Source organism: Gangjinia marincola, from assembly GCF_039523415.1.
GTDB classification, from domain to species: domain Bacteria; phylum Bacteroidota; class Bacteroidia; order Flavobacteriales; family Flavobacteriaceae; genus Gangjinia; species Gangjinia marincola.
Map to the genome: position 1 here is coordinate 338,459 of NZ_BAAAFG010000016.1, position 21,034 is coordinate 359,492.

Here is a 21,034-nt window from a genome sequence, read left to right on the forward strand (position 1 = left end):
TATTTTAAGTCTATGAGTATTAAGAAAAATAAACTTAAAGGCAAATCTAAACTAGACGCAAATGAATTTGGAATTTAGTATGTTGAAATTTGCCCCGGCTTATCTCTTGCGGTCAATAACATAATTCACCATAAGTTCCAGTCCATCTTTATAAGGAGACGTCGGGAATTGCTCTAGGAGCTTAAGGGCTTTATCTTTGAAGGTGTGCATTTTTGCGATGGCATAGTCTAAACCGCCTTCTTCTTTTACAAAGCTGATGACCTCTTTTACCCTTTTTTTATCTTTGTTGTGGTTCTTAATCGAATTAATGAGCCAGTTACGCTCTTTAGAAGAAACTTTATTGAGGACATATATTAAAGGAAGCGTCATTTTTTGTTCTTTGATGTCGATCCCGGTGGGCTTACCAATTTTCTCTTCGCCGTAATCAAATAAATCATCTTTGATTTGAAACGCCATCCCAATGAGTTCACCAAAATGGCGCATGTCCTCCACACAATTAGCGTCACTATTGACCGATGCTGCGCCTAAGCTACAGCAGGATGCGATAAGGGTTGCTGTTTTTTGCCTAATGATTTCGTAGTAGACCTCCTCGGTAATGTCCAGTCTTCGGGCTTTTTCGATTTGAAGTAATTCCCCTTCGACCACCTCACGAACAGCCACCGAGATGATTTTGAGTAAATCGAAATCTTCGTGTTCAATACAAAGCAACATTCCTTTAGAAAGCAGGTAATCCCCAACTAAAACGGCAATTTTGTTCTTCCATAACGCATTGATAGAGAAAAATCCGCGTCTGCGGTTACTGTCATCGACCACATCGTCATGCACCAGTGAAGCAGTGTGAATTAGCTCTATCACTGATGCTCCGCGATACGTTCGTTCATTGACCGTACCATTACTCACCATTTTAGCCACTAAAAACACAAACATGGGTCGCATTTGTTTGCCCTTGCGATTTACAATATAATGAGTGATCCTGTTGAGTAGTGCGACTTGAGAGGACATGGACTGATAGAACTTTTTTTCAAAAAGATCCATCTCCTGCTCAATGGGAAGTTTTATTTGTGAGATTACTTTCACTTAGAGGCAAAGGTAGTTTATAATCAGATGAACTTTAATCGACACTTGACTGTTGAGGTTTGTTCCTATATAATGATTTATCCACACGAGTAATCATTTGTGATTTATCTAGATTAATTCCTACAAAGTTCTCTACCTGTTTTATTGCCTCTTCTGGAGAATCCACTAAAGATTTATAATCTACGTATATTAACTCAACCCCTGGCTCTGTATCTTTCCATATGTCAATACTTTCTAGTTGATTATGAAATGCGTTGAATAATTTCAACGGGACTGTATCTATATTCTTGCCAACCATTTTTCGCTGAGATTGGATGACCTCATTAATGTCTCTTTTCATAAAGATCACTTTATAGCGGTACTTAGGATCTAAATATTTAAGCAGTGGAGCTACAACTTTTACAGTTTTTGACTTAGCAGTTGCAAGCCAAGAATTATCTTTATGAATCGACATTACGGGTTCAAATTCGTAATATCCTTTTGGATTCGAAATATCTGCTTCTCTCTTATTATCTGTAAGGATATCTAACCCTCCGCTTTCCAACATTTGCATCATCAAAGAAGTTCCAGATCTTGGCAGTCCAGAAACAATTACGATCTGATTTTCGATGAACTTATTGGTGGTCTTATTAGATAGCTTTAAAGATATATTTCTCTTATCCTCAATATTCTCTATAGCTCTTTTAGCTTTTTCTGAAATATCAGATTTAATTCTGACAGCAGTTTGGAAAGCTAGCCGGGCATTTTCAATATCTCCTAATTTCTCTAACGATCTTCCAAGAATATAATGTGCGCTTGGAAAATTTTTCACAAGTTCTATACTTGTAAGAGAATGATCTACTGCAGACTCATAATCCTTCAACATAAATAGTGTTTCGGCTAAACCACGATGGTACTGTGCTTTATCAGGTTCAATTTCAATTGCTCTTGAGAATGCCTCTTTAGACTGATCATAATTTCTTAATCCATAATGCAACCTACCTATCCTAAACCAAAGTTCTCCTGAATTTCTTTTACTTTTTTGAGACTCCAGTATATTTAAGGCTTTTAATGGTTGCCCTAGACCCAATAGAATATCAGATTCTGGGAAGAACAGATTATATCGTACCTTAGTTTTACTCTTTTTTAGATCTTCTAAGTACCTTTTAGCATCTAAAAACTCATTTGATTTAATAGACAAAGAAATTAAATCCATTAGAACAGGTCCTTTTTCTTCTAGTTTATCCTCGTTCATCAAATCATTTAGAATTTTTTTTGCTTCTATAAAGTTTCGTTGACCTAAATAAACCCTGGCCAAATTGTGCTTGAGGTCAGATTGAGTTTTAAATATTGCCTTCTCTTTATCTTCATCTAAGCTGTCAATATATCCCAATTCTATTAGCTGTTGCATGGCTTCGCTATCTGACAGTACACTACTACCTTCCTCTTTTTCTATTTCTCCAAAATCACCTTTCAACTTATCCCAACTATCGACGAAAGTGGGAGTTATTCTGTCTTTATATATTTCGGAAAGAACTTTTCCATCCATATCTTTTCCTATGGCAAGTCCAAAATGATGCAAAATAGTTGGAGCAATATCGACTAATCCTAATCCAAAGACTTTTTCATTTTTCTTTATTCCGGGTCCGGCTGCTACAAATATTCCAAACTGTCTATGTTCCAAGGCAGGAGCAGCTTGAACACTAGGCATATTTAAAATTCTTTTATAACCCGATTCAAATCCATGGTCAGACATCACAATAACGGTAGTATCAGCGTCAATGAGTTCAAGCTTTCTCGCCAGCATCATATCTTGAAAACGATAAGCTCCATAAATAGCATCTTTATAAATTTCAAATAGCTCTGATGTTATTCCATCTAACTTAGGAGGATGAAATTTCATATAAGAATGACAAAAGTGGTCTATAAGATCATAATATACAGCGGTAAAATCCCAATCTGTTGTTCTTAGTAATTTAGTTACCGCGTTATGAACGGAAACGTTTGATGCCATTATTTTTGAAAAGCTCTTTAAGCCTTTATCCTTTTCTTGATCAATTTTATTAGCTAAAGGAAAAAACGGCAATATGTGTTCCTTTGTAATTTCAAAAGGGAACATTCGCAAATCCTTTAATTCATCTTTCATGTTTTGCGGATGAATAGTAGATGGTTCAATTGGTGTTTGTTTTTTGGGATCTGCACTTACCTTTTGAAACTTATCTGAAACAACTACTCCATTAATAGGCTCAGCGGGATAACTAGGCCACCAACCAACGACATTACTAGTAAATCCCTGGTTATGTAAAATATTCCAAACAGCTCTACTTTTCCTAGAATTAGTTGTGACCGAACGAACTCCGGACATATCAGGCATTACCTCTACAAATCCAAGGACACCATGCTTATCTGGAGTTTTTCCCGTAGCTACTGTCGACCATAACATAGGGGAATATGGAGGGTTTAATGTACTCATATTCCCATAAACACCACGATCAATTAAGCTTTTCAAAGCTGGCATATGACCGCTTTTTAATAGAGAACCGATTATTTTCCAATCTGCCGCATCCCAACCAATGAGTAATAATTTTTTTCTATTCAAAATTTATGTCTTTATTATTTTTCTTTTTCAGTGCTCTCCATCTTTCAAAAATCAAATCCCCATAGGCCAAATGACCAAGTGAACTTTCTATGGGAATATCTATTTTTTTTTCTATTGCCATTTTCTTCTTTATGGAATCCATATTAACATAGTTTGGTTGTTTAATCAGAAAATTCTAACTTACCCCCTTGAAAAGAGTAGCTAAAATAATAAAACTACTCATGGATCATACTTTAAACACTATTATTATGAAAAAAATTACTTCTAAAAAGTTACTTAAGTACGGCGCTATGTCTGCAGCTATACTTGGAGCTTCAAGCGCTACAGGTCAAATCGTTTATACCGATTTAGATCCTGATCAAGATAGTCAAACAGGCGATGCTTTTCCGTTTGATTTAAATGATGATGGAATAGATGATTTTAGTTTAGATATTTTCGATGCTGCCGGTGGACCTGGGGCAGTTATTTTTCCAGGAATCAATGGTTCTGTGAACTCAAGTAATGGTTTTATTGGTTTTACTGCGGGTAATTATACGTATCCTGCTAACCTTTCAAGTGGCGCTGTGATCGATGGAAATGCTACTATAGTTGAAGGTAATCGAGGTGATCTAAATTTTTACGGATGCGCTTACTCTAATAGTCAGTTTTGCGATGACACTATTGACGGTTTTATTGGATTAAAATTTGTCGTTGATGGGAATACTCACTATGGATGGGTAAGACTTGACCTTACGGGTGATGCATCCAATATGATTATTAAAGATTTTGCCTTTAATGCTACTCCAGATACTGCTATTAACGCAGGTGATCAAGGAGATCTTAGTATTGAAGACTCTGTTTTTGAAGGATTTGATTATTTTAATAATAACGATGAGCTTACACTAAGAGCTAGTAATTCTTTAGAAAAGGTAGAAATTTTTAATGTATTGGGACAAAAAGTTACTTCTCAATTATTAAATAATCAAACTGAAACTATTCAAATTAATTCATTAGAAAGTGGTGTTTATTTCGTTAACGCCGTTATCGAGGGTAGAAATAAATCTTTCAAAATTACGAAACGATAATAATACCACAACATAAATGTAACAAAAACTCGGGGAAATCCCCGGGTTTTTTATTTCTCAAGAATACTTGAAATATCAGGCTTAAAATAATTTGGCCCCTTTAACACCTTACCGTCTTCTCTATAAATAGGTTTACCATCTTGACCCAATTTACTCATATTGCTATCTTGTATCTCATCAAAGACACTATCAATAACATCATGCATGCCGTGTTCTATAATCGTTCCGCAAAGAATATATAACATATCGCCCAGTGCATCTGCCACCTCTATAAGATCGTTATTATTTGCCGCTTCCAAGTATTCTTCATTTTCCTCCCGCATTAATTTATAACGAAGTAAATTTTTTTCTTTTCCTAAGTCGGCGGTTGGCATTTCCTTTTGATCTAATCCAAAAGTTTCGTGAAACTGGCTTACGGCGTTGGTATATTTCTTCATGGATAAACTGTATTTTTGTGTAAAAATAGAAAAATGTTTTCCACCGGTCAGCTCATCTTTGCATCACTTTTCCTTGTAGGCTTTATTTTAATTTTAATCATTTCCTATCGAAAGGATACTAAGCTACACGCCAAATATTACAAAGGAAGCATTTTTGTGCTTATAGGATTTATACTTTTTATCGTCGGACTCTTTTTATTTAAAATTTATATCAAAGAGTAGTTAACCTTTCTCATTTGCGTTCATAAAAGGTATAAACCAAAATGAACAAAAATGAAAAAATTAAAACTTTTATCTCTCATAGCAATGACAATACTTGCTGCATCATGTAACAAAGATGACGATGGAGATAGCGACGGAGTAACAGATGAGTATACCGTTATTAATAATGGAAACGGTGCAGTTTCTAGTATAACTGATGATACTGATGATGTAGCTCTAAATGTTGCTCAAGCTGTACCCGCAGTATCTGACCAAACTTACCCAGGTAACACTCCCATTATAATGTTTATGGACGATAAGCTCCTACTAAGCAGTATTGAGGATAACTTTAAAGTAACTGAAAACGGTAAAACTATAGGAGGAACAATTTTTGTCAATGAAGCATCAACTGGATTTGCCGTATTGACTTATGTGCCAGCAAAAACATTCTCTCCTGATACAACTATCGAAATCGTTCTGGAAGAAGGTCTACAAGATGACGGAGGAAATACTTTTGCTGAAGAATTTACACTACAGTACACAGCCGGCGCCGCCGCGGTTGCAAATTTCGCCGATGGAAATGGCGGTTTTGAAGATGGTCTCAATGGAGTTACTTTTTTAGGTGATGGAAACATCATGTCGGGAGAACAAGGATGTATAACTGCTCCTGAAGGTGATAACTTCGCAGCTATTACAAGTGGAGATAAGCTTATATCAGATGGTACAGCAATTGGCAATGTTTCTTCTATTATGTTATTAGGACCTATAGACGAATCTATTAATTCGATTTCTTATCAATTTAATTTTATCTCTTCAGAATTTAATGACTATGTAAATACTGGTTATGATGATACTGCTATTATCACTATTTATGGACCAAACGGAGCTTATTCTGAGGTTATTGCCAGTGTTAATGGATTTGGAGTCGACAACTCAGATTGCTCTAGTTTTCCCAATATGCCAGATGGAGGTGACGGTTATGCCGGCGCAGTAGGTTGGTTTACGAATAATGAAAGCTTTGCTAGTGTAGGTAGTCCTGCATACATCGTATTTACGGTTACAGACGTTTCAGACACTATACTTTCTTCTGTATTGTGTGTAGATAACATCGACTACTAGTATAACATTCTTTTTAAAATTAAAACTCCCTGCGTGATGATCACGAGGGAGTTTTTTCTATTAAGAAAGTAATTACTTTAAAAAGTGATATTTCTTACTGTAATCTAGCATTTGCGTTTCAAAATCCTTTGGCTGAATGACTTCAATCTTGGTGATTTCACCAGCATTATTCATCGTTGCTTTTAATTCAGGATTTACAAAACCTGAATAAGGAGCACTCTTAAACTGAGCATTACGCTGCTTCACTTCTTTATGAATCTCTTGATCTACTTTGACGCCATATTTTTCGACTAGCGCTTTTACCGCTTCATAGTCTCCTTCAGATTTAATACGCTGAGTCTCTTTAAGTAATTTTCCAAAGAGTTCTCTCAACTTCTCATAGTCGTTAATTTCAAAATAGGTTTTTCCATCTTTTGAAACCTTACTAATGACTCCATCTTCTTTCCCTTTTTCAAAAACCCACGCACTTACCCATTGACGGTTACGCATGTGTGCCTCTTCAATATCATTCCCTACATCGATACGCACCAGCTGCGTCATCAAGCCATTACGAATATAGCCGTCGTAGGCCGCCATACCCAGTTTTTCAACATCATCCGTAAGTCCCAATTCTTTTAACTTTGGATCCATGAGATAATACAATCCTACAAGATCTGCTCTTCCCTCTTCTAACGTAGAAGCATAACTTTTAAGGGTCTCTTTAGTTTCTCCTACTCCGGGATTTAGTTGTCCGGATGCATGCCCTACCACTTCATGCAAAGCGGTATGTAATTTGTCTGCTTGCTTGCCATATTGCTCTTCTAGTGCAATCTCCATGCTATCATGAGCAAACTCTTTTAATCTGCCTGTCCCACCTGCGCTGTTGTAGGCGTTGATGATATTTCCTAGTGACACTGATTTACTCCCATGTTCTTTTCTAATCCAATTAGAATTAGGAAGGTTTACGCCAATTGGCGTACTGGGTGACGCATCTCCCGCTTCTCCTGCAACTATTACTGTTTTATAGGTTACGCCGGTGACATTTTTCTTTTTATGCTCATCCATTAATGGGGCATTGTCTTCAAACCACTGTACATTATCTTCTAGGACTTTCATTTTTTGAGACATGTCAAAATCCTTGATTTGAACTATAGTCTCATAGGAGCCACGATACCCTTTAGGATCATTATACACTTCGATAAACCCATTGATGTAATCGATATCTCCTTCGGTAGCATTCACCCAGGCTATGTTATATTCATCCCAGGTTTTTAGATCACCTGTATTGTAATACTCAATAAGAAGTTGTAATGCTTTAGCTTGTTGTTCATTTTCAGCAACATCTACCGCTTTCGTTAACCAATACACAATCTTATCGATTGCAGTGCCGTAAAGACCTCCACTTTTGTATACCTTTTCGACCACTTTTCCGTTTTCTTTTACCAATTTAGAGTTTAAACCATAGGCTAATGGCTGATCTGGATTTGGAGATTTCATGTTGGCATAGAAATTATCTACATCTTCTGCCGTAATATCTGGCCCGTAAAAATTGACTGCCGATCCTTTAAGCAAACCTTTACTTTCGTCCAGATTAACTTTTTTCATATCCTGATCATTAAAAATCACATCATAGGCATCCCCGGTCAAAGAAGTGTTGGTGCTTTTAAGGAGTTCATCGAAATATGCTTGATCAAATCCAGGTTCAATTTTGTCATTGCTATAATGATGATGAATTCCATTAGAGAACCAAACCCGTTTTACATAGGTTTTAAAATTTACCCAATCGGCAGTGGTTTCATCACCATCGTAATTCGTGTAGATATTCTCTAAGGCCTTACGAATGTTAAGGTTATGACGATAGTTTTGATCCCACATGATATCCCGACCACTAAGTCCGGCTTGTGTGAGATAGTAAACAAGTTTTTGTTGATCAAGACCTAAATCCTCCCATCCCGGAATTTGGTAACGTAGAATCTTGAGATCAGCAAACTCGTCAACTACTGTAGAAGTTTTAGTTACTTCTTGCTCTTTCTTTGTAGAGTTATCAACGTTTTGTTGATCATTCTTACAAGAAAATAGTATAAATACACTAAGAAATAGTGATACTTTAAGTAATTTCATCTATTAAATATTTAAAATTGAGCCAAATGTATAAAATCTTGCGCTCATCTTTAATTTATATTTAAACACTTAAGAGTACGTTACATGAAAATTTTAAAATATATCTTCTTCCTTTTACTCATCGTCGTCATAGGTGCCTGCATCTATTTTGCGACAAAAAATGGTTCTTATGCTATTGCTGAAGATGAATCTATCAATGCACCTAAAGCACTCGTTTACCAAACCGTGAATGAATTAAAAACCTGGGAGGAGTGGGGACCCTGGAAAGAAGAAGATCCCGAAATGACCTTTACCTATCCTGAAAAAACCCAAGGCGAAGGAGCTTCTTATTCCTGGGATGGTGAGTATGAAGGTAAAATAGAAACGATCTCGACTCATCCAACAGATTCATTAGTTCAAAAATTAATGATTCAAACTCCACTAGGTGAACGAATCTCTAATGTTACCTGGTATTTTAAAGAAACCGAAGATGCCATAAAAACCACCTGGAAAATTACCGGTGAACATCCACTTATTGATAAAATCTTTTTTGGGATCAGCGGTATGGATTTTGACAGTCAAATGAGCAGTATGTTCACCAAAGGTTTATCTAATCTTGAAGAATTTGTAGAAGAAAAAATGAGCAAGTATACCATTACTGTTGACGGGATCACAGATCAAAGCGGGGGTTATTATATGTACACAACAACCGCTGCACGGCAGAGTGCAATTCCCGAAAAGATGGCTCCTATGATGCAAACCGTATCCCAATACATGAGTGAAAATAATATTGCAATGGCAGGGAATCCCATGACCATCGTCAATGAATGGGATGAAATGAATAAAACGGCTATTTTCTCAGCAGCCATTCCTGTTGCTACACGAGTAATCACACCTCAAGAAAGCCCCGTATTATGTGGCTTTATGCCCGCTCAAAAAGTACTTAAAGCAACACTTAAAGGTGATTATAAAAATTTAGCCGAAGCCTGGCAGCAAGCGAAAACCTATGCAGAGCAAAACAATCTTGACGTTTCGCAAACCAGTTTCCCCTTTGAGGTGTATGTTACTGATCCCGCTGCTGTAGCCAACCCCGCGAATTGGATAACTCACATTTATATCCCATTAAAAGCTCAAGAACTATAAGGAATAATTGAGCTACAAAAGCGCATGAAAGCAGTTGTACTTGTATTTATTGGAGGAGGAATAGGAAGTTCGCTGCGCTATTTGTTGGGCAAATGGTTCAATGATTCTGGTCAAATTCCCTACGGCACCTTATTAGCAAATACATTAGGATGTTTAATCATTGGACTTTTTCTGGGCTATACGCTTAAACACCCCAGCTCTAGTAATAACCTATCTCTTCTAATCGCTACTGGATTTTGTGGTGGATTTACAACCTTTTCGACATTTTCTTATGAAAATCAGGTGCTTTTGAAGGCAGGAAATTACATGCAATTTGGCATCTATACGTTGGGCACTTTACTTTTATGCTTTTTATTTGTTTTTTTAGGGACTCTTCTATCCAAAATCATCTAGTATTTATACATACCCCATAAATTTATAGGGGTTATTCTGAAAATATCGTAAATATTTCGCCTAATACTGTTTTAGTATAGGGGTATGATCCTATTTTTATACTTTAGCGCAATAATTTTTTAGCGATGAAAAAAATAGAAGCTATTATTCGCAAGTCAAAGTTTGACGAAGTAAAAAAAGCCCTGCATGAAATTGAGGTGAATTTCTTTAGTTATTGGGATGTTACCGGAGTTGGCAATGAAAAACAAGGTCACGTTTACCGAGGAGTTCCCTACAGCACCAGTGACATACAACGCAGATACCTCTCTATCGTAGTCTCTGAGCCTTTCTTTGAAAAAACCATTCAAACCATTCTTGACTCTGCGTATACCGGCAATGTTGGTGATGGTAAAATTTTTGTTTCAGAAGTTATTGAAGCATATCGCATAAGAACAAAAGAAAAAGGAATCCAATCAATTAATTAATCATGGATCAAGCTCTCTTCACCGCCAACAATTTATGGATCATGCTGTGTATCGCATTGGTCTTTATCATGCACCTGGGATTTTCTATGTTAGAAATAGGTCTCACCAGAGCTAAAAACACCATTAACATTCTCTTTAAAAATGTAATGATTATCATCATAGGCTTATTAAGCTACGCCACCATAGGGTTTAGTTTGATGTATCCCGGTGAGTCTTTTGCCGGAGCCTGGTTTGGATTTTCAAATTTTGGAATTGAACTACCTCAAAATGGCTTAAGCGCATCTTATTTTAATGGACAATATACCTTTTATGCAGAATTCCTATTCCAAGCGATGTTTGCAGCTACAGCAGCAACCATTGTATCTGGAGCAGTGGCAGAGCGCATTAAACTGTCTAGCTTTATCTTATTTTCCCTAATTTACGTTGGAGTCATTTATCCCGTAGTGGGCATGTGGCATTGGGGCGGCGGATTCTTAGCTAAGCTAGGTTTTTATGATTTTGCTGGTTCAACCATTGTGCATTCTGTTGGAGGCTGGGGAGCATTAGTTGCTGTTTATTTATTAGGACCACGGCTGGGGAAATATAAAGACGGAAAAATCGATGTGATCCCGGGTCACAGTATGCCGTTGGCAGCAGCGGGAGTATTTTTATTATGGTTTGGATGGTTCGGCTTTAATGGCGGGAGTGTTTTATCTGCAGATCCAGGTACAACTTCATTAGTATTAGTCACCACATGCATCTCTGCAGCCGCAGGTGGTCTGGGAGCTTTTGCACTCTCGTACCTAAAATATAAAGAAAATGACCTCTCCATGGTACTTAATGGAGTACTCGGTGGACTGGTAGGAATAACCGCCGGAGCAGATCAAATGGGCGTTACAGATGCCATTTTAATAGGTTTAGTGAGTGGTCTGCTCATCGTTCTTGCCGTGTCATTTATTGATCGATTAAGATTAGATGACCCGGTGGGAGCGATTTCTGTTCATTTGGTATGCGGAATCTGGGGAACCCTTGCCGTTGGGATTTTTGGAAATCTTTCAGGATGGGCACAATTAGGAAGTCAGTTAATAGGGGTAGGAATTGTCGGAGTATTTTGCAGTGCAGCTACCTTTGCTATCCTCTTTCCGTTAAAGAAATTCTTCGGAATACGTGTAAGTAAACTGGAAGAAATTGAGGGCTTGGACATTCACGAGCACGGCATGTCTGCCTACTCTGATTTTAGACTAAATCAGCACTAGTATAACATCCTATATTTCACCCCGGCATTAATTGCAACCGGAAGATCGTTTTCTTCTGGCGGGATAGGGCAACTGTACTTAGGGTTATAGGCGCAATATGGATTATAGGCGCGATTGAAATCTAGGATTAAACTGTCTTTTTTAGGAATTCTTACGTCCAGATATCTTCCACCACGATAAGAACTCACTCCATTACTTCGATCTGTAAACGGCAAAAATAAATAATCTACGTAAGCCGAATCCTGCACTAACTGCTGGTTTTGATAGGCATACAGCGCGTAAATAGAATCCTTCAGCTTAAAAGATAGCTTGGCATATTTTAAATAAAGCGGTTTGCGCTCCGTAGTGGTTGGCATAACAAAGGGCTTCTGACCTTCAATCTTTTCAAACTTTGCTTTAACGATGTAATTGGTATCAACCTTAAAGAAGGGTAAACCTTTAAAATGCTCTAAGTCATCTTCTGTTAGAGGGGAATCCTCACAATCTGAATAGGATAAGTCCAATTGACGTTGGTACGCAAGCGCACTATCAATTTGCTTGCTGGATTGAGCAACGCTAAAAAAAGACAAGAAAAGTAAGCCTAAAAGATGCGCATATCGCATTATATCTATTTTTCTGCAAAAGTAATAAAGCAATTAGATATAGTAATCAATTGTAGCTTAAAGAATTCTTAATCCCTACGCGGAAAATGATTAGGATTGCGTTGAATAATGATATCCTGAGAATCGCGCACAAGAGTCAATTGCATAAATAGATGAATACATAACACAATAAAGAGAAGGTTCACCAGCACCAAGGAGACAACCTGAAGGATGGCCACACCGTAAAACTCCAAACCGCTAAAACTAGCTAAACTTAAAACACCTGTTAATAGGGCTAATCGCAACAATAACGTCCTCATAATTTTTCTTTGAAAATTACTATATGACCATTGGCGCAAGTGTTAATAAAGTTTCAATTAGCCGTTATTTAACGCATATACAGAATCTTATGTTAAGGTTCTTCGTTTAACTGTTTCACTCTGTACTCTCTTTAGCATCATGATATCATGTTGCTAATGTCCTCACACAAAGCGTTCCACTATAGTTTATGATGTAGCTTGTATAAAGGTTAACGCTTTCCTACATATTTCTACGATACTGCCCGCCTACTTCAAATAAGGCAGAAGTAATTTGACCTAAAGATGCTTTTTTAGCAACCTCCATTAAACGGGCAAAGGTATTTTTGTTTTGAACCGCATCTGTTTGAAGTTGCTCCAAGGCTTCCTTGGACTCTTGCGGATAAGCATCGTGAAGTTTTTTTAAGGTTTGTATTTGGTTTTCCTTTTCTTCTTCTGTTGCTCTAATCACCTCACCCGGGATTACGGTTGGAGAGCCCTGACTACTTAAAAAAGTATTAACTCCAATAATTGGGAATTCCCCCGTATGTTTAAGTGTTTCGTAATACAAACTCTCTTCTTGGATCTTGCTGCGTTGATACATAGTCTCCATCGCACCCAAGACTCCGCCTCTTTCTGTGATACGATCAAACTCTAGCAACACAGCTTCTTCTATCAAATCCGTCAACTCTTCGATGATAAATGATCCTTGTAATGGGTTTTCATTTTTGGTCAAACCAAGCTCCTTGTTGATGATCAATTGTATTGCCATGGCTCTACGTACCGAATTTTCTGTAGGTGTGGTGATGGCCTCATCGTAGGCATTGGTGTGTAACGAATTACAGTTATCATAAACCGCGTAAAGTGCCTGCAAGGTCGTACGTATGTCATTGAAATCAATCTCTTGAGCATGTAATGATCTTCCTGAAGTTTGGATATGATACTTCAACATTTGCGCTCTTGAATTGGCGCCGTACTTATGGCGTAACGCTTTTGCCCAAATTTTACGCGCTACCCTACCAATTACCGCATATTCTGGATCGATCCCGTTAGAAAAGAAGAACGACAGGTTGGGACCAAATTTATTGATGTCCATCCCCCTGCTTAGGTAATACTCCACATAGGTGAATCCATTAGCCAGAGTGAATGCTAATTGCGAAATTGGATTTGCACCGGCTTCAGCGATATGATACCCACTTATCGAAACCGAATAGAAATTACGCACGTTATTCGTGATAAAATACTCTTGTACATCTCCCATTAATCTGAGTGCAAACTCTGTGGAGAAAATACAAGTATTTTGTGCTTGATCTTCTTTTAAAATATCAGCTTGTACGGTCCCTCTCACTTGCGCTAAGGTTTCAGCTTTAATTTTTTCATAGACCTTATTATCTAATACCTGATCGCCGGTAACGCCCAATAACATAAGCCCAAGACCATCATTACCTTCTGGTAGATCACCTTGATATGCCGGGCGTTCGATTCCTTTTTGTACATAAATGTCCTTGATCTTTTGCTCTACCTGATCTTCCAGTCCTTCTTTTTTGATATACTTCTCACAATTTTGATCTATCGCTGCATTCATAAAAAATGCCAGCAACATTGGCGCAGGACCGTTAATGGTCATGGAGACCGAAGTCATGGCATCAGACAAATCAAACCCGGAATATAGTTTCTTAGCATCGTCTAAACAGCAGATTGACACTCCTGCATTCCCGATTTTTCCATAAATATCAGGGCGATAATCTGGATCATTTCCATACAACGTAACCGAGTCAAATGCCGTAGAAAGGCGCTTTGCGGGCATTCCCTGACTCACATAATGAAATCTGCGGTTGGTTCGCTCTGGTCCGCCCTCACCGGCAAACATACGAGTAGGGTCTTCACCCGTTCGTTTAAATGGATATAAACCAGCCGTGTAGGGAAACTCTCCCGGTACATTTTCTTGTAAACACCATCTTAATATATCTCCCCAAGCCTCGTATTTTGGTAGGGCAACTTTGGGGATTTGAAGATGTGATAGCGACTCTGTATGCGTTTCAATCTTGATTTCCTTGTCTCTTACTTTAAATGAATATACCGGTGCTTTGTACTTGTTTACTTTTTCATTCCATTGCAAGATCGTCTCCCAATTGTATGGGTCTAGGTCCATTTTGACTTTATTAAATTCTGCGAATAACAGCTCTAAGAAAGAATGATCTTCTTTTTTCGCTTGCGCGGAAATCTTTTCCTCGGCAAGTCCATTTTGAGTTAAGTAGGATTCTTCTTTAGACCCCACTCCACTTACAGATCGTATAGTTTGGTATATCCCGAAAAGTTTTTGCGCCACGTCACTCTGTGTGGTCGCCTTCTCATCGTAGCTTCTATTATTTTCCGCAATTTCTGAAAGGTAACGTGTTCGTGCAGGCGGAATCACGAAAATCTTTTCAGACATCTCTTTTGAAATCTCAAACGTTGAATTGAGATCGGCTTCCGTTTCTTCAGCGATTTTAGTCATGATAGCACCGTACAGTGCGTTCATTCCCGGATCATTAAATTGTGATGCGATCGTTCCATAAACTGGCAAATCTTCCGCTTTAGCGTCCCACAAATTGTGATTTCGCTGGTACTGCTTTTTTACATCACGCAGGGCATCTAAAGCTCCGCGTTTATCGAATTTGTTGATGGCAACCAGATCTGCAAAATCAAGCATGTCAATTTTTTCAAGCTGCGTAGCTGCGCCAAATTCTGGCGTCATCACATAGAGCGACGTATCGCTGTGCTCAAGAATTTCGGTATCAGATTGCCCAATTCCTGAAGTTTCTAAAATAATCAGGTCATATTTGGCTGCTTTTAACACCTGAATGGCTTCTGCTACGTATTTTGAAAGAGCCAAATTAGATTGACGTGTGGCCAAGGAGCGCATATATACTCTAGGAGAATTGATCGCATTCATTCTAATACGATCACCTAGCAGCGCTCCGCCGGTTTTTCGTTTAGAGGGATCGACAGAAATCAATCCGATGGTTTTGTTTGGAAAATCGACTAAAAATCTTCGGACTAGTTCGTCTACTAAACTGGACTTACCAGATCCGCCTGTTCCCGTAATTCCCAGTACCGGAGTTACACTAGTTTTGTTTTTTTTATGAATGGTTTGCAGCGCATCTTTGGCGACCTCGGGAAAATTTTCGGCAGAAGAGATCAAACGCGCAATGGCTTTAGGATTTTTTTCTTCTAACTCATTTACTTCTCCATTAAGCTGATCACCAATGGCGTAATCTGACTGTTTGACCAAATCATTGATCATTCCCTGCAAGCCCAGTTCTCTACCATCATCTGGTGAATAGATACGAGTGATTCCGTAATCCATGAGTTCTTTGATTTCTGACGGCAGAATAACTCCTCCGCCTCCACCAAAAATCTTAATATGCCCCGCTCCTCTCTCCTTAAGCAAGTCGTACATATATTTAAAGTACTCATTATGCCCTCCTTGATAAGAGGTCATCGCAATAGCATTTGCGTCCTCTTGAATAGCTGTATTTACTACTTCTTCTACACTTCGATCATGACCCAGGTGAATGACCTCAACCCCGGTACTTTGAATGATTCTACGCATAATATTGATGGCAGCATCATGTCCATCAAAGAGCGAAGCAGCGGTAACGATTCTTACTTTATGTTTAGGCGTATACGGAGTGGCTTGTTGCATTGCTATTTTTTAAATCAATTTAAAGTGTAAAATTACGGAATTCTCACTGGATCATTCAATTGTTTATGAAGTTTTAAATCAAGTCCAAATTCAAATATTTTGCGTAACTTTAAATAATTTAAAAAATAATAATCATGAAGAAAATTTACTTATTTTTATTTGCTTTATCTGTATTTACGATGCAGGCGCAATTTACTGACGATTTTGACAGCTACAATCTGGGAGACTTAGATCCACAATCCACACTTTGGGATGTATGGCCAGGGGGTGAATCTAGTATTGTTACTGATGAAGAAGCATTTTCAGGTTCCAATTCCATGTTAGTTCCTGAAGGAGGAACTGTGGATATGTTGCTTCTTTTAGGAGATCAAACGAGTGGGGTTTGGAGTATTAGATGGCAAATGTATGTCCCTAATGGAAAAACTGGTTTCTGGAATTATCAACAAATTGAAGCTGATCCGGGCGGGCAATTTAATGGTCAAGTATTTGTAAGTAATACCGCTAGTGGTGGTACCGCTGGGAATATTACCTATGATTTTGACGGTACTGAAACTCCCTTTCCATTTGATCAGTGGTTTGATGTTCTAACAGTTATTGATTTGGATAACTTGACTATATCAATTGCTATTGATGGAGACCTTTCGCTTGATGCAGTTCCTTACATAGATACTGATGGTAATCCTGCTACACAACTTGGATCTATTGATTTCTTTTCAATTGATGCGAATAACAGATATTTTATTGATGACGTAGTATTCACTGACGAAAATTTAGTATTAGATAATCAAGAATTTGAAGCATCTGATTTAGACATTGTTATGGATAATTCAAGCGAAATGCTAAGGGTAAGTGCTTTAAATAATATTAGATCTATTGAAATATTTAATATACTTGGCTCAACTGTTCATACTAGTTCGGTAAATAAAGATGCCGCAAATATTGATATGAATACTATATCAAGCGGTGTTTATATCGTAAAAGTAATTTTTGAAGGTGGCTCAATTTCTAAAAAAATTGTAAAGAAATAATTACTCCTTAAAATACATACTTGTACATTGGCCCACTTTAAAATGTGGGCTATTTTTTTATCTTTGAAGCAAACTCAATCATGAAAAAAGCTCTTGCCCTCATCATTATATTTTGCGCAACATCCTGTGCAGAACTTCAAACTATTGTTGATTCTTTACCCCAAAATGGAGTTGCTCTGACCAATGATCAAATTGCAGGCGGACTCAGACAAGCTCTCGACAAAGGTATTGACCAACAAGTGAGTAAACTGACCCAAAAGAATGGATTTTACAGAAATGAATTAGTCAAAATTTTATTGCCCGAAGAGCTTCAAAAAGTTGACAATGCCTTGCGAAAAATAGGTTTAGGAGACTTAGCTGATGAAGGATTAAAACTAATGAATCGCGCCGCCGAAGATGCGGTGAAAGAAGCCACTCCTATATTTGTGAATGCTGTAAAAGAAATCACCTTTGCAGATGCCCGTAACATCCTTTTAGGAGCAGATGACGCTGCCACCAATTACCTTTCTTATAAGACCAAAGGAGAACTTTATACTAAATTTTATCCTCAGATCGAAAGTTCTTTCGCTAAGGTGGGTGCTGATAAAATCTGGGAAAATCTTATTCAGCGGTATAATTCCATTCCGCTGACAGAGAACGTAAACACCAACTTAACCGATTATGTCACTAAGGAAGCGTTGCAAGGTGTGTATACGATGATTGCAGTAGAGGAAAAGCAAATTAGGACAAATATTAATGAACGAACTACAGATTTATTAAAACGTGTATTTGCCTTGCAAGATGGTCAATAATACTAGGCTAGTTGATCTCTTAATTTTTTAAAATAAGTCGCAGCCCTAAGTAATCTTGAACCATACCAGCTAAAATAAGAACCGTCTACAAACACGATTTTTTCTTTTGGAAAATGAACATATACCTCACCTAAAAATTTAGGTTGAAAAGGAAAGGGCTCTGAAGAAAACAGCAGAAGATCTGGATTGAGGTCTTTTACCTGAGCGATAGAAACCTCTGGATATCGCTCTTGGTGGTCAAAAAGATTTTCAAATCCTGAATGCTCTAGCATGTCTTGAATAAAGGTATCTCCTCCTGCCACCATCCAGGGATCTTTCCAGATAAAATAGGCTACTTTCAGCGTTGGTTTTTTTGAAATAGAGACTTTTAAATAATCAAACGCTGAATTTATATCATCAATTAATTGAATAGACTTTTGTTGCACTCCACAGATTTCACCCAGATCTTGGATCATGGTACATGCATCCTCCAAGGTTCTAACATCAGATACGTATACAGAAGCAACCGTATCAAGCTCTCGCAACATTTCTAGGGTATTTTCTTCTTTGTTACAAATGATCAAATCTGGAGATAAGGATTTAATCTTGTCATAATCTACTTGTTTGGTTCCGCCAACGATTGTTTTAGTTTTTCTAAGATAAGCGGGATACTCACAGAATTTCGTAACTCCGACTAAGTGATCTTCTAACCCCAAATCCACAAGAAGTTCTGAAATACTGGGAACTAGGCTTATGATGGATTGAGGTGCCCCGTTAAGAGTTATCTCTCGTCCTAACTGGTCAGTGAAGCTCATATAAAATGAAATTTACGCCTTAGATAAAATATCCTTCATTTCCTGTTGAAGTGCTTCGGCTTTCGTTCTTGCAGCTTCGGCAAAGTCTTCTCCATTTGATGCGTATAAGATTCCGCGAGATGAGTTAATGAGTAAGCCAACATGATCGTTGAGACCGTATGTACACACCTCTTTTAAGCTTCCGCCTTGAGCGCCAACTCCGGGAACCAGCAAAAAATTATTTGGGATGATATGACGTATTTCTTTAAGATACTCTGCTTTTGTTGCGCCCACCACATACATTAGTCTGTCTGCATTTTTCCAGGTGGTCGAGGTTTTAAGGACCTCTTTATATAATTGAGTCCCCTCTACCTGTTTGGTTTGAAAATCATAGGCACCATGATTACTGGTTAAGGCTAGCAAAATTGCGTGCTTATCCTCGAACTCAAGAAATGGCTCAACGGAATCCTTCCCCATATAAGGCGCTACTGTAATAGAATCAAATGCCATGGTTTCATAAAACGCCTTGGCATATCTGGTAGAGGTATTGCCTATATCACCACGCTTGGCATCTGCAATGGTGAATATGTTTGGGTGGTTGGTATTAAGGTAATTAATGGTTTTTTCAAGAGCCCTCCATCCTTTTAAACCGTAAGCTTCATAGAACGCAGTATTGGGTTTATAGGCTACAGCCAGATCGTGGGTTGCATCAATAATCGCTTTATTGAAGCTAAAAATGGGATCTTCTTTTTGTAAAAGATGCGGCGGAATTTTCTCCAAATCTACATCAAGCCCAATGCATAAAAAGGACTGCTTTTTTCTTATTTGAGCTACAAGATCCTGTTCTTTCATCGCTCTTAAAAAGTTTCGCCGGCTTCTTTAAGTTTTTCGGTATTGCTGGCTAGTTGTAGCTCATCAATAATCTTTTGAATATCTCCGTCAATAATGTTTGACAGGTCATAGAGGGTCAAACCTATACGGTGATCTGTCACTCGACCTTGCGGATAGTTATAGGTTCTAATTTTTGCGCTTCGATCCCCACTAGTTACCTGTGAACCTCGCTTTGCCGCATCTTCTTCCTGCTTTTTAGCCAATTCAAGATCATAGAGACGTGAACGAAGTACCTTCATCGCCTTGTCCTTATTTTTATGCTGAGATTTTTGATCTTGACACTGCGCCACCAGCCCGGTAGGTTCGTGAGTAATTCGCACTGCAGAATAGGTGGTATTTACCGATTGCCCCCCTGGTCCCGAAGAACAGAAATAATCAATACGAATATCTTTTGGGTCAATCTGCACGTCGAACTCCTCGGCTTCCGGGAGTACCATTACCGTTGCAGCGCTGGTATGTACTCTACCCTGCGTTTCAGTTTGGGGGACGCGTTGCACACGGTGTGTACCTGCTTCAAACTTTAGGGTGCCATACACATCATCACCGGTGATTTCAAACTGAATTTCTTTATACCCCCCACTGGTACCTTCGCTAAAATCAACTACCTGGGTTTTAAATCCGTGATTTTCACAGTATTTGGTGTACATCCTAAATAAATCTCCGGCGAAAATACTCGCCTCATCACCACCTGTACCGGCTCTAATTTCCATCACCACATTTTTGGCGTCTTCAGGATCTTTAGGGATGAGCATGACTCTGATTTTCTCCTCCAATACGGGCACTTGCTCCTTGGTCTCATCGAGTTGCATCTTGGCCATTTCAACCATTTCATCATCAGAGCCATCGGCGATAATCTCTTCAGCCTCCTCAATACGTTGCGTAATTTTGATGTATTCTTTTCGCACTTCCATGAGTGCGCTCAAATCCTTGTATTCTCGGTTTAATTCGATGTATCGCTTTTGATCTGAAATAATATCCGGCTGAATGATCAAATCACTCACCTCATCAAAACGTTGCTTTACAATCTGTAATTTCTCTAACATTGGTGTTCCTTGGCTATAATCACGCGAATTTACGATAAATTATAATTTCTTATGTTTACCTCATGCAGTTAATACGTACCACTTTTCTCTTTTTAAAACCTTATTTCTTTTTCCTATTCGCGAGTACGATTACATTGATTTTACTTGGCACCA

The 21,034-nt window shown here is 38.2% G+C and carries 19 protein-coding genes; 8 read left to right on the forward strand and 11 right to left on the reverse strand.

Annotation, left to right across the window (positions count from 1 at the left end; all coding sequences use genetic code 11):
- Positions 1 to 99 precede the first annotated feature (99 nt).
- From ABD000_RS12515 to ABD000_RS12525, 3 genes are read right to left on the reverse strand one after another with little or no spacing between them, the layout of a single operon-like run.
- Complete coding sequence (locus tag ABD000_RS12515; RefSeq protein ID WP_343768130.1) at positions 100 to 1,077, reverse strand: polyprenyl synthetase family protein; 978 nt, start codon at positions 1,075 to 1,077, stop codon at positions 100 to 102.
- A 34-nt stretch (positions 1,078 to 1,111) separates the two neighbouring features.
- Entirely contained in the window at positions 1,112 to 3,655 is a 2,544-nt protein-coding gene (locus ABD000_RS12520; RefSeq protein ID WP_343768132.1) for an alkaline phosphatase family protein, read from the reverse strand.
- Positions 3,648 to 3,776, reverse strand: coding sequence for a hypothetical protein (locus ABD000_RS12525; protein ID WP_343768134.1), 129 nt, complete (start codon positions 3,774 to 3,776; stop codon positions 3,648 to 3,650). The genes ABD000_RS12520 and ABD000_RS12525 overlap by 8 nt, the downstream gene beginning before the upstream one ends.
- A 127-nt stretch (positions 3,777 to 3,903) precedes the next feature.
- Between ABD000_RS12525 and ABD000_RS12530 the strand changes: the two genes are divergently transcribed.
- A complete protein-coding gene (locus tag ABD000_RS12530) occupies positions 3,904 to 4,719 on the forward strand; it encodes a T9SS type A sorting domain-containing protein (protein ID WP_343768137.1) in 816 nt (271 codons plus the stop codon).
- A gap of 50 nt (positions 4,720 to 4,769) precedes the next feature.
- Here ABD000_RS12530 and ABD000_RS12535 read toward each other — a convergent pair whose 3' ends face one another.
- On the reverse strand, positions 4,770 to 5,156 hold the full coding sequence (locus ABD000_RS12535; protein ID WP_343768139.1) for a pyrophosphohydrolase domain-containing protein: 387 nt from the start codon (positions 5,154 to 5,156) through the stop codon (positions 4,770 to 4,772).
- A 273-nt stretch (positions 5,157 to 5,429) separates the two neighbouring features.
- Between ABD000_RS12535 and ABD000_RS12540 the strand changes: the two genes are divergently transcribed.
- The gene (locus tag ABD000_RS12540; RefSeq protein WP_343768141.1) at positions 5,430 to 6,476 is read left to right on the forward strand and encodes an Ig-like domain-containing protein; all 1,047 of its coding nucleotides are present in this window, start codon (positions 5,430 to 5,432) and stop codon (positions 6,474 to 6,476) included.
- Between the two features lie 72 nt (positions 6,477 to 6,548).
- Here ABD000_RS12540 and ABD000_RS12545 read toward each other — a convergent pair whose 3' ends face one another.
- Positions 6,549 to 8,576, reverse strand: a complete 2,028-nt coding sequence (locus tag ABD000_RS12545) for a dipeptidyl-peptidase 3 family protein (RefSeq protein WP_343768143.1) — start codon at positions 8,574 to 8,576, stop codon at positions 6,549 to 6,551.
- An 84-nt stretch (positions 8,577 to 8,660) separates the two neighbouring features.
- Here ABD000_RS12545 and ABD000_RS12550 point away from each other — a divergent pair, with 84 nt between their 5' ends.
- The 4 genes from ABD000_RS12550 to ABD000_RS12565 all read left to right on the forward strand — a co-directional run bounded on the left by ABD000_RS12550 (position 8,661) and on the right by ABD000_RS12565 (position 11,790).
- Positions 8,661 to 9,698 (forward strand): SRPBCC family protein, encoded by a 1,038-nt coding sequence (locus ABD000_RS12550; protein WP_343768145.1) that lies wholly within the window; start codon positions 8,661 to 8,663, stop codon positions 9,696 to 9,698.
- 24 nt (positions 9,699 to 9,722) lie between these two features.
- The gene (gene crcB / locus ABD000_RS12555; protein WP_343768148.1) at positions 9,723 to 10,091 is read left to right on the forward strand and encodes a fluoride efflux transporter CrcB; all 369 of its coding nucleotides are present in this window, start codon (positions 9,723 to 9,725) and stop codon (positions 10,089 to 10,091) included.
- 125 nt (positions 10,092 to 10,216) lie between these two features.
- A complete protein-coding gene (locus ABD000_RS12560) occupies positions 10,217 to 10,555 on the forward strand; it encodes a P-II family nitrogen regulator (protein ID WP_343768150.1) in 339 nt (112 codons plus the stop codon).
- Positions 10,556 to 10,557: 2 nt separating this feature from the next.
- Positions 10,558 to 11,790, forward strand: a complete 1,233-nt coding sequence (locus ABD000_RS12565; RefSeq protein ID WP_343768152.1) for an ammonium transporter — start codon at positions 10,558 to 10,560, stop codon at positions 11,788 to 11,790.
- On the opposite strand, the gene ABD000_RS12570 is transcribed toward ABD000_RS12565, so the two are convergent.
- From ABD000_RS12570 to ABD000_RS12580, 3 genes are all read right to left on the reverse strand, one after another.
- Positions 11,787 to 12,392 carry a DUF1684 domain-containing protein gene (locus tag ABD000_RS12570; RefSeq protein WP_343768154.1) on the reverse strand — a complete coding sequence of 202 codons (606 nt, stop codon included), beginning with the start codon at positions 12,390 to 12,392 and terminating at the stop codon, positions 11,787 to 11,789. The two genes, ABD000_RS12565 and ABD000_RS12570, sit on opposite strands and share 4 nt — an antisense overlap.
- 68 nt (positions 12,393 to 12,460) lie before the next feature.
- Positions 12,461 to 12,691, reverse strand: a complete 231-nt coding sequence (locus ABD000_RS12575; RefSeq protein ID WP_343768157.1) for a hypothetical protein — start codon at positions 12,689 to 12,691, stop codon at positions 12,461 to 12,463.
- Positions 12,692 to 12,911: 220 nt separating this feature from the next.
- On the reverse strand, positions 12,912 to 16,355 hold the full coding sequence (locus tag ABD000_RS12580) for a methylmalonyl-CoA mutase family protein (protein ID WP_343768159.1): 3,444 nt from the start codon (positions 16,353 to 16,355) through the stop codon (positions 12,912 to 12,914).
- Positions 16,356 to 16,489: 134 nt separating this feature from the next.
- On the opposite strand from ABD000_RS12580, the gene ABD000_RS12585 reads away from it, so the two are divergent.
- Both ABD000_RS12585 and ABD000_RS12590 read left to right on the forward strand, forming a co-directional pair.
- Positions 16,490 to 17,383, forward strand: coding sequence for a T9SS type A sorting domain-containing protein (locus tag ABD000_RS12585; RefSeq protein ID WP_343768161.1), 894 nt, complete (start codon positions 16,490 to 16,492; stop codon positions 17,381 to 17,383).
- Between the two features lie 80 nt (positions 17,384 to 17,463).
- A complete protein-coding gene (locus ABD000_RS12590; protein WP_343768163.1) occupies positions 17,464 to 18,174 on the forward strand; it encodes a DUF4197 domain-containing protein in 711 nt (236 codons plus the stop codon).
- Between the two features lie 2 nt (positions 18,175 to 18,176).
- Here the strand turns inward: ABD000_RS12590 and ABD000_RS12595 are convergent, their stop codons facing one another.
- The 3 genes from ABD000_RS12595 to prfA are packed head-to-tail and all read right to left on the reverse strand — an operon-like array spanning position 18,177 to position 20,881.
- Entirely contained in the window at positions 18,177 to 18,968 is a 792-nt protein-coding gene (locus tag ABD000_RS12595; protein ID WP_343768165.1) for an ABC transporter substrate-binding protein, read from the reverse strand.
- A 12-nt stretch (positions 18,969 to 18,980) separates the two neighbouring features.
- A complete protein-coding gene (gene pyrF / locus ABD000_RS12600) occupies positions 18,981 to 19,799 on the reverse strand; it encodes an orotidine-5'-phosphate decarboxylase (protein WP_343768167.1) in 819 nt (272 codons plus the stop codon).
- A gap of 5 nt (positions 19,800 to 19,804) precedes the next feature.
- Positions 19,805 to 20,881: a peptide chain release factor 1 gene (gene prfA, locus ABD000_RS12605; protein ID WP_343768169.1), complete on the reverse strand. Its 1,077-nt coding sequence runs from the start codon at positions 20,879 to 20,881 to the stop codon at positions 19,805 to 19,807.
- Positions 20,882 to 21,034 lie beyond the last annotated feature (153 nt).

Bases quoted from the DNA above. Each gene is read 5' to 3' on its own strand.
- ABD000_RS12525 (WP_343768134.1), bottom strand. From the start codon at position 3,776: ATGGCAATAGAAAAAAAAATAGATATTCCCATAGAAAGTTCACTTGGT.
- ABD000_RS12530 (WP_343768137.1), top strand. From the start codon at position 3,904: ATGAAAAAAATTACTTCTAAAAAGTTACTTAAGTACGGCGCTATGTCT.
- ABD000_RS12535 (WP_343768139.1), bottom strand. From the start codon at position 5,156: ATGAAGAAATATACCAACGCCGTAAGCCAGTTTCACGAAACTTTTGGA.
- ABD000_RS12540 (WP_343768141.1), top strand. From the start codon at position 5,430: ATGAAAAAATTAAAACTTTTATCTCTCATAGCAATGACAATACTTGCT.
- ABD000_RS12545 (WP_343768143.1), bottom strand. From the start codon at position 8,576: ATGAAATTACTTAAAGTATCACTATTTCTTAGTGTATTTATACTATTT.
- ABD000_RS12550 (WP_343768145.1), top strand. From the start codon at position 8,661: ATGAAAATTTTAAAATATATCTTCTTCCTTTTACTCATCGTCGTCATA.
- crcB (WP_343768148.1), top strand. From the start codon at position 9,723: ATGAAAGCAGTTGTACTTGTATTTATTGGAGGAGGAATAGGAAGTTCG.
- ABD000_RS12560 (WP_343768150.1), top strand. From the start codon at position 10,217: ATGAAAAAAATAGAAGCTATTATTCGCAAGTCAAAGTTTGACGAAGTA.
- ABD000_RS12565 (WP_343768152.1), top strand. From the start codon at position 10,558: ATGGATCAAGCTCTCTTCACCGCCAACAATTTATGGATCATGCTGTGT.
- ABD000_RS12570 (WP_343768154.1), bottom strand. From the start codon at position 12,392: ATGCGATATGCGCATCTTTTAGGCTTACTTTTCTTGTCTTTTTTTAGC.
- ABD000_RS12575 (WP_343768157.1), bottom strand. From the start codon at position 12,691: ATGAGGACGTTATTGTTGCGATTAGCCCTATTAACAGGTGTTTTAAGT.
- ABD000_RS12580 (WP_343768159.1), bottom strand. From the start codon at position 16,355: ATGCAACAAGCCACTCCGTATACGCCTAAACATAAAGTAAGAATCGTT.
- ABD000_RS12585 (WP_343768161.1), top strand. From the start codon at position 16,490: ATGAAGAAAATTTACTTATTTTTATTTGCTTTATCTGTATTTACGATG.
- ABD000_RS12590 (WP_343768163.1), top strand. From the start codon at position 17,464: ATGAAAAAAGCTCTTGCCCTCATCATTATATTTTGCGCAACATCCTGT.
- ABD000_RS12595 (WP_343768165.1), bottom strand. From the start codon at position 18,968: ATGAGCTTCACTGACCAGTTAGGACGAGAGATAACTCTTAACGGGGCA.
- pyrF (WP_343768167.1), bottom strand. From the start codon at position 19,799: ATGAAAGAACAGGATCTTGTAGCTCAAATAAGAAAAAAGCAGTCCTTT.
- prfA (WP_343768169.1), bottom strand. From the start codon at position 20,881: ATGTTAGAGAAATTACAGATTGTAAAGCAACGTTTTGATGAGGTGAGT.